Source organism: Oceanospirillum beijerinckii DSM 7166 (assembly GCF_000422425.1).
In the GTDB taxonomy this organism is placed as follows: domain Bacteria; phylum Pseudomonadota; class Gammaproteobacteria; order Pseudomonadales; family Halomonadaceae; genus Oceanospirillum; species Oceanospirillum beijerinckii.
In genome coordinates this window covers 36175-49500 of record NZ_KE383833.1, presented here as the reverse complement: position 1 = coordinate 49500, position 13326 = coordinate 36175, and the positions used below count along the sequence as shown (strand labels likewise).

The window sequence follows — 13326 nt, the reverse complement described above, 5'->3', positions numbered from 1 at the left end:
ACAAGACTATAAGCTTGTGTTTCCTGCCCTCTGTTAAGTGGATGTTGATATGCATATCTGGGTTGATGCCGATGCCTGCCCCAAAGTGATTAAAGAGATTTTGTTTCGTGCCTCGCAGCGTCTGTCGTTGCCGTTAACACTGGTGGCGAATCAGTCGGTGGCTGTACCGCCATCTTCCCTGATTAATGCTATTCAGGTGCAGCAGGGTTTTGATGTGGCGGATAACTATATCGTGCAGCAGGTAAAGCCGGGTGACCTGGTGATTACAGCGGATATTCCTCTGGCGGCAGAGGTATTGGAAGAGGGCGGCCATGCTCTGAATCCAAGAGGCGAGCTGTATACGGTAAACAATATCCGTGAGCGTCTGATGATGCGTGATTTTATGTCAGATCTGCGCAGCAGCGGCATTCAGACCGGTGGGCCTGCGGCGTTAAGTCAGCGGGATCGTCAGGAGTTTGGTAATGCCCTGGATCGTTTTCTTGCCAAGCACCTTAAATAGTCGTAAATACCTTAAGCAGACTAAATGACACCATTTATAGAGCATTTGCTGAATAGCCCTGTGCCTGAGCCGATTCAGCGGCTGGAGCAGGGCTTTCAAACCCCACCTTTACAGCTTGTTGAGCATCCGTTGTTAACACAGAAGGATGTGCAATTATGGATAAAGCGTACGGATCTGTTACACCCGGTGATTTCGGGCAATAAGTGGTACAAGCTGAAATACAATCTGGTAGCCGCGTTGCGACAGGGAGCGAAGGGTATTGTCTCCTTTGGTGGGGCTTGGTCCAATCATCTGCATGCTTTGGCGGCAGCCTGTTGTGAGCTGCAACTGCCGGTGACAGCGGTGATCCGTGGTGAGCCGGAGCTGATCGACAAAAGCCAGATGTTGCAGGATGCGGCCCAGTGGGGCATGCAGCTCCATTTTGTCACCCGTGCTGAGTATCGTCAGCGTGAAAATGAGGACTGGTTGCAACAGTTGATGCAGTCTTATCCGGGGTATTTGCTGGTGCCGGAGGGCGGCAGCAGTGCGCTGGCTGAATTGGGTTTGGTGGAGCCGGGGCAGGAGCTTGAACAGCAGTTGCAGGCTGAGCCGGTTGCCATTGATCAGCTGTGGTGTGCCATGGGCACGGGCGGAACCTTTGCCGGGCTGTTAGCGGCGCGTACTCAAAATTACCAGATGCTGGGCATGCCGGTATTGAAGGGCGGTGATTTTCTGCGCCAGGAGGTGGAACAGAAGTTGGCTCAGTCTGTTTACCCTTCTGGTAGCGCCCAGGCGAGCTCTTCAGGTTCAGCGGGTTCAGATAGCCGTGTTCTGGATCACCGTGATTTTACCCTGATCACTGATGGGCATCTTGGTGGTTATGGTAAAGTCAGCCCTGAGCTGGTGCGGTGGATCAATCAGTTTTATCAGGATACCGGTGTGCCGTTAGATCCGATATATACCGGCAAGTTGCTGTATCGCTTTTTTCAGGGGCTTGAACTGCCTGAAGGTGAGATAGGGGCAGTCGCTGCGGGAAGTCGTGTTGTGTTGTTACACTCTGGCGGTTTACAGGGGCGACGGGGCTTTGGTCTGCCCTGGTTTGCAGGTTGATTGGGCGGCAAAGCTGCTTTCATTCGCCAGGTGTTATAAAACTTGATATATCACATAGGCTTACGATTTATCCTCATGGTGTGCTGGGGTATCATGGGCAGCGCGTAATATCGTTATCGGCTTTTAGTGAAACTTTTGGCTTTTGTGACACGTTTAGTGGACTAACCGGCGGCGAACCGGCGATCTAACTGATTAGACAGGATAGAGATATGCAGGATCAGAGTGGTGAAGAAGGGGCACAACCAAAGATTGAACTGGACGTATCAGAGCTGCAATCTGAGCAGATCGGCCAGCAAGGTATTCAGGATGTGGCGGGCACTCTGATGAATGTAGGAACCGGTGATTCTGATTTAAGCGGCTCCGCTTTAAGTCGTTCTACTTTAAATGAACAGGGCTTAGATGAAGTGGATGTCAGCGAAGGTGGTTTAAGTGGTTCGGCGTCAGGAGCTACAGAGCCACTTCAGGTTGAAACCGACCCGGCTGCAGCGACTGACTCTGTGGTTGCTCTCTCTCCAGGTGCCAACTCTACGGGTGAAAATGAGCAAGAGACTGAGGATTCAGCTGAATCTGCTCAGGAGATGGCGCAAGCCGAAGAACCGGAAATTCCGCTGGAGCCTGCGGTGGGCACCTATCAAGATGGTATTCTGGCAGAGAGTACTGCTCACGGTTATTACATCACCTATACCCTGAACTCCGAGGATGATTACCTGCCGTTGATCAAAGATGTGTTGGGCCGGTTCCCGGCAATGATCGATGAGTGTAAGCGAGTGTTTGATGTGCCGTCATTGTCCGGGGTGGTCGCTATTGGTGCCGAGGCGTGGAACCGCTTGTATCCCGAAGCCAAGCCGATTGCATTAAAGCCGTTCCCGGCGATGAAGCAGGATACCCGCAGTGCGCCGGAAACGCCTTGTGATCTCTTTTTCCAGATTCGTTGTGAGCGTCAGGATATTAACTTTGTTGTGGCTCGTCGTGTGGATGCCCTGCTGGGGGAGTTGGCGATTTTGCAGGAGTCGATCCCTACCTTCCGTTATCTGGATAACCGCGATCTGACCGGCTTTGTCGATGGTACGGAAAACCCAGAGGGTGAACATCGGGAAAAAGTGGCGATTGTGGGTCAGGAAGACAGAAACTTTGTCGGTGGTAGCTATGTGCATATCCAGCGTTATGTGCATAATCTGGCGGTTTGGAACAATCTGGAAGTCACTGAACAGGAACAGGTGATCGGCCGCAGTAAAACCGATAATGTGGAGTTTACCGGCGTCAACAAGCCGATGTGTTCCCATATCAAACGTTCCGGTATTAAAGATGAAGGCGGGGATGCGGTGGAAATTCTGCGCCAGAGTATGCCTTATGGTGACCTGAAGGAGCAGGGATTGTATTTTGTTTCCTATTGCCGCTTTGCCGATAACTTCACCCGTATGCTGGCGAGTATGATTTACAGTGATGCCGAGGGTAGTTTCGATCACCTGATGAAGTATACCCAGGCGGTAACGGGGGCTGCGTTATTTGCCCCTTCACGGGAATTTTTGACGCAGTATGTAGGGGCAGCAGCAGAAGCTGAGCGTCTGCGTGCCCAGCGTATCGAAGAAGAAGCGGCTCGCCTGGCAGCGGAAGAAGAGGAACGTAATTCAACCCGTTCCGAGCTGAAATATACGCCGCTGAGTGATGAGATGATTGAGGTTAATCCTGAGATTGATGAACCTAAGCCGGATACACCAGTGGATACAACCCCGGAGCAGGTACGCATGGATGATCAGCCACCGGCTACCAGCAGTAATAAACGCTATTCTGCCAGCTTCTATCAGGCGATGATCGAAGATGATGAGCAAGAGAAGCAGGCCAGTGAAGAGCAGGTAAAAGAAAGCCTGAAGAGCCTGAAAGGCCTGCCGTGGTCACTGAATGATGCGGCGAAGAAAAATAGAGATCAGGATGATGATTGATTCCAAACACACACTCTTAGAAACACTGTGCCGATAAAAGATATGTTTACCATTAACTCTACAGACAAGCGCCTGGCCGATGCGCTGCAGGAAAAGATCGATCTGAAGACCAAACCCGTTGGGGCTTTGGGGCAGCTGGAGCGTATCGCAAAACAGGCCGGGTTGATTCAGCAGAGTCTGACTCCAAGCCTGAATAAACCTCATATACTGGTGTTTGCTGGTGATCACGGTATCGCTAAAGAGGGGGTGAGCCCTTATCCTCAGGAAGTGACGCAGCAGATGGTGCTGAACTTTCTGCACGGAGGGGCTGCTATCAATGTGTTTTGTCAGCAGCATAAGATCGAGCTGAAAGTCGTAAACGCCGGTGTAGCCGGTGGACTGCCCGAACACCCATTGCTGATTGATGCCTCTATGGGAGCAGGGACAAAGAGCTTTCTGCAGCAGCCTGCGATGACCTTACATCAGGCTGAAGAGGCGATGCAAAGGGGGGCTGAGCAGGTAAAATATGCTGCTGAGTCCGGTTGTAATGTGATCGGTTTCGGTGAAATGGGCATTGGCAATACCTCATCAGCGGCGCTGCTAATGCACAAAATGACGGGAATTGCTCTTGCAGAGTGTGTGGGGCGCGGAACAGGACTTGATGAACAGGGTTTGTTGCGTAAACTTGCGATACTGCAAAAGGCTGCAAATCAGCATGAGCAGAGTCATAATCCGTTGCAGACGCTGGCTACCTTTGGTGGTTTTGAGGTCGCGATGATCTGCGGTGCCGTGTTAAAGGCGGCAGAATTGAACATGATAGTACTGGTGGACGGGTTTATCGCCAGCAGTGCCCTGCTAATTGCGCATAGTCTTTACCCGGAAATACTGGATTATTGTGTGGCCTGCCATCAATCCGATGAGCAGGGCCACCGCAAATTGCTGGATTATTTAGGATTGGAGCCTCTGCTGAAGCTGAATATGCGCTTGGGCGAGGGCAGTGGTGTCGCTGTGGCCTATCCTTTGCTTTGCTCTGCGCTGGCTTTTTTGAATGAGATGGCTTCCTTTGAAGAGGCTGCGGTCAGCCAGCGTAGTGAGTGATCGTTGATAATTGGCTAACTGAAGATGGCCGTTATTGGTTAACAGAGTCTTTATAAAACCTGGGTGTTATCAAATTTAAGGCTTTATTGAAAACACTTTGGTTTTAAAAAATAGTCATTATTTGACAGATAAATGGTCCCTTGCGGGGCTGATAACTGGAGACCCTATAGAGCGTGAACATGATACAAACGTTAAAACAACAGCTGTGTACGGTGGGGCGCATTGTGCGTGGCCAGTACGAACTCAGCATTAAGCGCCCTTTAATGGCTAAGGCGTGCGCTTATAAGGCCAAGTGGGATCATACTTTTGATGCCGAGCGTATCCAGGACCCTGATAATCTGAGCTTCTGGCATCAGCAGTTCTGGTATCTGCTGGGAGCTTTGGTGATCTTTTCCCGTATTCCAGTCGGTGTAAATGTGCCTCAGTGGGCACTGCAGCCAAATCGTGCCGCGCGCTTCCTACCGGTTGTCGGTCTGATTCTGGGTGTGATTGCCGCACTGAGCTTCTGTCTGTTCTATGCGATCTGGGATGGTAGCTGGATGGCTATTGTGCTGACGACCATTGTGGGCGTATTCCTGACCGGTGCTTTCCACGAAGACGGTTTTGCGGATACCTGTGATGGCTTTGGTGCCAGCTGCTCTAAAGAGCGTATCCTGAGTGTGATGAAGGATTCCCGTCTGGGTTCTTACGGCGTGATCGGTCTGGCACTGCTGCTGACTGTGAAACTGAGCGCACTGTTCCTGTTTACGCCAGAGCAGATCCCTATGGTGCTGATTCTGGGTTACGTGCTGAGTCGCAGCTTCTCTGCCAGCTTTATCCATTCCATGGACTATGTGCGTAATGATGAAGACAGCAAATTTGAGGGTCAGTCTTCCGGTATGTACAACTCAGAGCTGGTATTTGTCTGGCTGATGGGTGGCTTGTCCGTATTAGCGATCATTCTGGGCTTTGGTTATGCCGAGCGTGTTATGCCGCCGATTCTGATGATGCTGTTGCCGCTGTGGGCGCTGAAAACCTGGCTGACCTGGTACTGGAATAAGCGCATTGGCGGTTATACCGGTGATTGTCTGGGTGGTGCTCAGCAGCTGGCTGAGGCGATGACTTATCTGGCGCTGTCTGCCTATAGTCTGAATGTTTAAGAGATGACCGCTTGAGCGATGAGCGTTTTAATGTCTGATCACAGGAGCAGCGCGTGATCTGTTCTGCAGACTATCTGTTGATACGTCATCTCAAACCGCAGGCCGAATCAGGGATCTGTTACGGAAGGCTAGACCTTCCTGCTGCAGAGGTTCCTGATTCGGCCTGTGCCGTTTTAGCCGCTGATTTTTTTGCAACCAATCCCCAGGCGCTACTGTTCTCCAGCCCATTACAGCGGGCAGCACAGCTGGCCCAGGTGATGGCGGGTGCGGTCTTAACCGATCCGACCTTTGATGCCGCCTGGCAGGAGATCGATTTTGGTCGCTGGGAAGGTCTGAAGTGGTCCAGTATTCCAAAAACGGATATAGATGCCTGGCAGCAGAATCTATCTGGTTTTGATGCTCATGGTGGCGAGTCGGCTTTACAGCTTCAGCAGCGGGTATTGAAAGCCTGGCAGGCTTGGCTACAACAGCGTCAGGGTGGCATTCTGATCAGCCATCTGGGGGTTATCCGTATGCTTATGGGGCAGGTGTTAGAGATGCCCTTATCATCACAACTGCGCTTGCAGCTGGACTACCAGCATCTGATCTGGCTGAGACGCACCTGGCAGTGTCAATGTGACAAAGGTGGTTGTTCATCGCACTGTAAGCCATTGCCTCAGAGCGAAGTGTGGCAGGTTAAGGGCTTAAACTGGCCTATTGAAATGGCGATCCCATTTTTTAAATAGCGGGTATCTTGCCTTTTAAGGAGTGAAAAGGTCATATTCTCACAGCGGACAGGATGTCGAGTGCTATCTTATAGTTTAACTGTCTTTTCTCTTTTGATGTTTCTCTCCTTCATAGATATTATTTTGGGCTTATTTTCCCCTTTAAAGATGTATTTTTATTGATTTTTTTGGTGGAGATAGCGCAAACTGGGTAGCAGAAAGGCGTTCAGCTGCTAGATTTACGTTATGGTGTACCGGATTTAAGGAGCGTATATGCCCCGGGTGTTACTGATCGAAGATGATACATTTATTGCGAAGATGATCTCACATGTCCTCACAGATGTAGGGTATCAGGTTGATCACACTGCAGATGGTGAGCAGGGTTGGGCCGCGTTGATCCAGAGTGAAGGGACTTATGATCTCGTGGTTCTGGATCGTCAGCTTCCCGGTATGGATGGCATGATGTTACTGAAAATGCTCAAGTCTGACCCGAAGTACAGCACCATCCCGGTGATTATGGAAACGGGCCTGACCGATCGTGATGATATCAAAGAAGGTTTGAGTGCCGGAGCGCACTATTATCTGACAAAACCTCTGGACAAGACGCTGCTGCTGACGGTGGTTGAGGCAGCTGTGCAGCAGTATCAGCAACTGAGCACAGTCAAGGCGGATTCTGACGACTTGGCATTGATCTTCTCCGCTGTCGAGCAATTGAGTATACGTTTTCAGACTCATGATCAGGCCATTAAGCTGGCAAAAGCATTATCCCGCTTATATCCCGACCCTAATCGGGTCGCTTTAGGTCTGCATGAACTGATGATCAACGCCATTGAGCATGGCAATCTAGGCATCAGTTATGATGAGAAAAAAGCCTATTTACTGGAAGGTACTTTGGCCGAAGAGATTGAGAAGCGGCAGACCTCTTCAGAATGGGGCGGGCGGGAAGCCAGAATTTTGGTATCCCGGCAGGCGGACCGGATTACATTTAAGCTGGAAGATCAGGGAAGTGGCTTTGACTGGGAGCCTTACCTGGAGCTGCAGGCAGAGAGGGCATTTGATCCTAATGGCAGGGGGATTGCGATGGCCCGCATGAGCAGCTTTGATACTCTGGAGTACAGAGGTAAAGGCAATATCGTTGAAACAGTTGTACTAAAGGTGCAGGACTGAGCCATGTTGCGCCATGTGAGAAAGAGTGTTCGGTCCAGTATCCTTGGCGTATTAATGGCGATACTGGCTCTGTTTGCTGTGACCTATTTGATCCTGGCAGATACCCGTGTTCAGTATGAGCAACAACTTCTGCAGCGCTTCACTACGATTTTAGACAGTACAGAGCAAGCGTTGCGTATATGGGCCGAGAACCATATTACTCATGCGAGCACCTTGGCAGAAGATGAGGAGTTGCAAAGCTATACCAAAATTTTGCTACAGGATGTAGACAAGGGCCGTGAGCAGCTGCTGATCGATAATCGCTACATTGGTGTAAGGGGGTATTTTCAAACCTTACTGAATAAAGAGATCTTTGAAGGCTTCTTTATTATCAACCAGGACTATCTGTCACTGGCTTCCTCCCGGGACATCAACACGGGCACGCTTAATCTGTTATCGCAGCAGTCTGAACATTTGCAACCGGTATGGCAGGGGGTTCCTATGATCTCCAGAGTGCAGCTGTCGGATGTTGATCTGGGGGTCGATAAAGCTTCTGGATTAGACAAAAAGTACACCATGTTTGTTGTCGTGCCTATTTTTACCGAGGGGCAGGTGTCTGCAGCATTGATGCTACGACTGAACCCCTACAAGACCTTCTTCCCATTATTACAGCGTGAACGCTCCGGAGAATCAGGTGTCACTTACGCCTTTGATAATCAAGGCAATTTACTATCACCTATTGATAAAGAGTGGCTGACCCGTGGGCATACAAGCGAGTTCATGGATCAGGGACGGCTGAATAAAAATATTTCAACACAGCTAAATCAGTTACAGTCTGGTGTAACCTCTAACCTGTTGGGCTATATCGGTGTGCATAATGAACTTGCTGTTGGTGCATGGCGTTGGTTGCCGGATATGGATGTAGCCATTACGACAGAGCAGCCCCGGGAAGAAGCTTTTGGCCTCTTATATCATACAAACCGCCTTATCTTCCTGGCGGCATGTTTCTCTGCCTTTCTGATGTTACTCACCAGTGTCATATTCTTTCGTAGCCGGCGGTTGGCTGATGCTGAGGCATTTCTGAGTCATACCATATCCGAAGTCTCTTCTGAAGGTATTATCGTGGTTGATCGTAAGGGGGTGGTAGTTCGAGCCAATCAAGCAGTGTCATCTATGTTAAATACGCCTCTAAAGTCTTTATATGGTCAGGCTTTTTTACCCTTTTTCCCTGAATGGGATGATATGGATTATACCGATTGGCTCAGAGTTAAAAGTAAGCTCAAGCAAGCTCAGGAGACTCAATTACTATCGACCAATCAGCAAAAGCTGGGTGTGCAGGTGATGGTCAGGGATGTTGAGGGGGCAAATTCTGAATATTACGTGGTGTATATCCGTGATATTTCGGCTTACAAGCGGATGAATGAAGATCTGAAATCGTTTTCGTTTCGCCTTCAGTTAGAAAAAGATAAAGCCGAGCAAGCCGCAGAAACTTTAAAAGTGACCCGGGACGCTTTGGAAAACTCCGATATTGCAGAGCTATGGATTGAATGTCGTTCAGGACGGATCTTACACAGTAATAATGTGGCGCTGAATCGCCTGGAGTATGATGAGCAGACGCTGAAAAGCTTAACATTACTCAGTATAGATTTTTATCACACTGAAGAGAGTTTTAAAGATCAAGTGGCTCAGGTGCGTGAAAATGGTTTTTTACGTACCGAAAGTGTGCATCAATCAAAAAATGGTCACTTGATCCCGGTTGAACTCATCATGATGTATCAGGTGCTATCGGGGCAAGAGCTATTGGTCGCTTTTGTACTGGATATTACCGAGCGCAAGGCGGCAGAAAACCGCTTGAAAAAAGCGACCACTGAAGCAGAAGCGGCAAACCGGGCTAAGTCTGCCTTCCTGGCAACCATGAGTCATGAGATACGAACACCGCTCAACGGCATTGTTGCTTCGGTCGATATGTTGCGCTTTAAAGGGATTACCAAAGAACAACTGGAGCTGACCGAGCAGGCGTATGCATCAGCGATTAGTTTGATGCAGATTATCAATGATGTACTGGATTTCTCACGCATTGAGGCGGACAGTCTTGAGTTGAACGAGCACACGTTATCAATGCATCAGCTGGTGCGTGAAGTTCAGATGGTAACCGGGCCTATAGCGCAAAAAAGAAGCTGTCACCTACTGTTTCTGGATGAGATTGAAGCCTCCTATCTGCAGGGTGATAGTGTCAGAATCAAACAGGTCATTATCAATCTGGTCAGTAATGCGGTGAAGTTTAGTTCGGAGCAGCAGGGCAGGAAAGGACAGGTATGCGTACGCCTGAATTATGATACAACACGCCAGATGTTGAATTTTAGTGTGACTGATAATGGTATTGGGATGTCAGATGAGGTGATATCCCGCTTATTCCGCCCTTTTTCTCAGGCAGATGGCGATATTACCCGTCGTTTTGGTGGTTCTGGCTTGGGGTTGGCGATCACACAACGCCTTATTCAGATGATGCAGGGAAGCATTACGGTTGACAGCGAAGAAGGTGTGGGCAGTACTTTTTCGGTCCGTATTCCTTTATGTCAAACAGAACCTTCAGAAGCACCTGGCAGTGCAGGGTTAATCCATAGTTTTCAGAACGAGATTGATTCTCTAAGTACAGTAACTCTGCTCTGTTACCTGAATGATGACTTTTCCCGCGAGGCTTTACAGCTGTATTTTCAAACCAGTTATCCCCATGGTCGCTGGCAAGACATACCAAGTGAAGAAGCGCTTAGCCAGGCTCTTCAGCAGTGCGATAAGTGTAACTGTATCGTGCTTACCGATGAAGTTTATTACTCCCGTGTGGCTGATCTGACTTCCCGACAAAATATCAGTGTTATCAAGTCAGGCTTTTTCTCAGACACCGAGGAGCTATTTTTGCCACTGCGACATGTTCACTTGAATCTTTATTATCTTAATGGTGAGAGTCTATCCAGAGAGATTCAGTATTGTTGTTTCCCTGAACAATTTAATGATGCTATCTCTACGGGCTCTGGATGCATAGAGCATTTGAATCTGGAGAGTGATCGGGTCGGTCTGGTGCTTCTGGTGGATGATAATGGGATGAATCGAAAAGTGATAGGCCAGCAGCTGGCTATGTTGGGATTGAGCTATGAGGTTGCTGAAGATGGGCAGCAGGCGCTTGATCGCTGGCTACAGTATGATTTTGGCCTGTTACTGACCGATTGCCATATGCCAGTCATGGATGGCTATACTCTGGCCAAAAAGATACGGCAGTACCCGCAATACCAGCACATTCCTATTATTGCTTTGACAGCTGATGCGATGAAAGGTGTCCGTGATCAGTGCCTTGCAGCAGGTATGAATGACTGTCTGTCCAAGCCGCTGGAACTGGAAACGCTGGCGGTAACTATTCAGAGAAATCTACCTGAATTATCTAAAGTGGCCTGTTCAGATAGAGCTGATGCTCTATTCTTAAAGGATGACCTGTCTCAGGCGTTGATAGCCTCTGTGGCTGAAACTATTGCACCAGAAGGCCCGATGTCTGTGAATGAATATACGGTTGGTGAAAACGATTCAACAGACGGTGTGCAGGAAATCAGTGGACAGGAAACCCTATGCGAGGAAGAAAAGCGTGCTTCTCCGGCACTGCTTGATTTTTCTGTCTTGCCGAAGTTGATCTCAAGTGATGATGTAGCCGTATTACAGGAGTTCTATCAGGAATTTCTGGACAGCTCTGAGGAGGTTGTGCTCCGGCTAAAACAGGGTATGGATAATGGTGATATCTCGTTGATTGGCAGTGCTACTCACCAGTTAAAGTCGTCTGCAGGTATGGTCGGTGCCTTGGAGTTAAGTGATAAAGCGACAGCTATTAATACGGCTGTTAAGCAGAATATATCCGATAACGTGGTGAGGGACTCTTCAGAGCTGATTCAGGTCTATGAACGATCCGCTGCATTAATCAGGGATTATATTTTACAAACCTCTGACTAGGTGAAAGCTATGACAGTGATGAAAAATGTTGTCATCGTAGATGATGATCACTTTGTACTAAGAGCAACCTCTTTCCAGGTGAAGAGCATCGGCTGTCATAACGTTCAGACATTTGATAATGCCCATGATGCATTGCAACTGCTAGCTCAACCGGGGCACGGTATTGATGCGGTGATTCTGGATCTGAATATGCCGGATATCACGGGGGTCGATATGATCCGATATCTGGCAGATCAGCAGTTTCCAGGGCATATTATTCTGTTTAGCGGTGAGGACCTGTATACCCTGGAAGCGGTAGAAAAGCTGGCTCAGGCACGAGGGCTGGCGGTCGCGGCCCGGATCAGTAAGCCAGTGAATAGTCAGCAGCTTAAACAGGTCTTAATGAATGTACGACCTCCAGTGGAGGTAAAAGCCGATGAGCCAGCGGCCACTCGGAATATCTCCAGACAGCGTTTGCAGCAGGCTATCCAAAAGGGAGAGCTGGAGCCTTGGGTACAGCCAAAAATTCATCTGAAGAGTCAGGAGGCTTTTGGCGTTGAAATATTGGCTCGCTGGAGTGCTCCGGATCTGGGCAATGTATTTCCTGATGAGTTTATTCCCCTACTTGAGCATCATGATTTGATTGATGAGATGACGTTGTCACTGACGCAACAGGTTATTACTTTTTTTCAGCGGTATCGGCATCAGCTTGACAATGTTCATATCGCAATCAATCTATCGATGAAAAGTCTGCAGAAGAGTAGCTTTTTTATCGCTTTGGAAAATGTTCTTAAACAGCATAACGAAAGCTATAGCCGCTTTACGTTTGAGGTGACTGAAAGTTGCCTGAACAGGGATATGGCTGAAGTACTGGATATTCTCAGCAGTTTAAGGCTGAAGCGTATCTCCCTGTCCATTGATGATTTCGGAACAGGCTACTCCAATCTGACGCAGTTGAAAGATCTGCCTTTTGATGAATTAAAGCTGGATAAAAGTTTTGTAAGCTCTGTATGGGATAACTCCAAGTCCCAGATCATTCTGAATAACAGCATCAGTTTGGCGAAACAGCTCAATATGACGGTGGTGGCTGAAGGGATTGAGACACGCCAGGAGATGGAGTTGGTCAGCGATATGGGGGTGGACTATGTACAAGGTTATTATTTTGCCCGCCCCATGCCAATGGCTCGCTTACCTGTATGGTTGGAGGAGTGGTCAGAGCTGCGCCATCAGCTTTTTGGGAGACTATCTTATCAATTGCCAGGTATTCCGGAAGGGGAAGCTGGTCGCCTTGAGGTACTCAGAAGTCTGAACATTCTCGATACAGAGAGGGAAGAAGTCTTTGATCGTATTACCCGGATTGCAAAAAAAGCGTTTGATGTGCCTGTGGTGTTGATCAGTCTGGTTGATGCCGGTCGGCAGTGGTTTAAATCCCGGGTAGGTTTGGATGCCAGGCAAACGAGTCGTGATATCTCATTTTGTGGTCATGCCATTATGACTCATGAAATTTTTCTGGTGGAGGATACCCGGGCTGATTCGCGGTTCTGCTCAAACCCCCTCGTAACAGGAGAGCCGGGGATACGCTTTTATGCAGGCTACCCGTTGTCGGTGCGAGGGGTGAATGTAGGCACTCTGTGTTGTATCGACTTCAAGCCCAGAGCTTTTGCGGAACAGGATAAACAACTCATTGGTGATCTCGCTGCTTTGGTTGTGCGGGAGATGGAGCTAAGACTACAAGTTCTTTCTGGTCATACTAAACATTAAAG

9 protein-coding genes are annotated in these 13326 nt (G+C 48.9%); all 9 read left to right on the top strand.

What is annotated here, in order from left to right; genetic code table 11:
* Positions 1-49: 49 nt before the first annotated feature.
* The 9 genes from H579_RS0122920 (at position 50) to H579_RS27300 (ending at position 13324) form a co-directional block, all read left to right on the top strand.
* Positions 50-499 carry a YaiI/YqxD family protein gene (locus H579_RS0122920; protein ID WP_028302588.1) on the top strand — a complete coding sequence of 150 codons (450 nt, stop codon included), beginning with the start codon at positions 50-52 and terminating at the stop codon, positions 497-499.
* Between the two features lie 24 nt (positions 500-523).
* Positions 524-1588 (top strand): 1-aminocyclopropane-1-carboxylate deaminase/D-cysteine desulfhydrase, encoded by a 1065-nt coding sequence (locus tag H579_RS0122915; RefSeq protein WP_051228275.1) that lies wholly within the window; start codon positions 524-526, stop codon positions 1586-1588.
* Between the two features lie 209 nt (positions 1589-1797).
* Positions 1798-3528 (top strand): Dyp-type peroxidase, encoded by a 1731-nt coding sequence (locus tag H579_RS27310; RefSeq protein WP_211224791.1) that lies wholly within the window; start codon positions 1798-1800, stop codon positions 3526-3528.
* A 42-nt stretch (positions 3529-3570) separates the two neighbouring features.
* A complete protein-coding gene (gene cobT, locus H579_RS0122905; protein WP_036567316.1) occupies positions 3571-4605 on the top strand; it encodes a nicotinate-nucleotide--dimethylbenzimidazole phosphoribosyltransferase in 1035 nt (344 codons plus the stop codon).
* 179 nt (positions 4606-4784) lie between these two features.
* A complete protein-coding gene (locus H579_RS0122900; protein WP_051228272.1) occupies positions 4785-5744 on the top strand; it encodes an adenosylcobinamide-GDP ribazoletransferase in 960 nt (319 codons plus the stop codon).
* A 53-nt stretch (positions 5745-5797) separates the two neighbouring features.
* On the top strand, positions 5798-6469 hold the full coding sequence (locus H579_RS27305) for a histidine phosphatase family protein (RefSeq protein ID WP_051228270.1): 672 nt from the start codon (positions 5798-5800) through the stop codon (positions 6467-6469).
* Positions 6470-6721: 252 nt separating this feature from the next.
* Positions 6722-7615 (top strand): response regulator, encoded by an 894-nt coding sequence (locus tag H579_RS0122890; protein WP_028302584.1) that lies wholly within the window; start codon positions 6722-6724, stop codon positions 7613-7615.
* 3 nt (positions 7616-7618) lie between these two features.
* The gene (locus H579_RS0122885) at positions 7619-11584 is read left to right on the top strand and encodes an ATP-binding protein (protein WP_084624315.1); all 3966 of its coding nucleotides are present in this window, start codon (positions 7619-7621) and stop codon (positions 11582-11584) included.
* A 9-nt stretch (positions 11585-11593) separates the two neighbouring features.
* On the top strand, positions 11594-13324 hold the full coding sequence (locus H579_RS27300) for an EAL domain-containing protein (RefSeq protein WP_051228268.1): 1731 nt from the start codon (positions 11594-11596) through the stop codon (positions 13322-13324).
* The last annotated feature ends 2 nt before the right edge of the window (positions 13325-13326 follow it).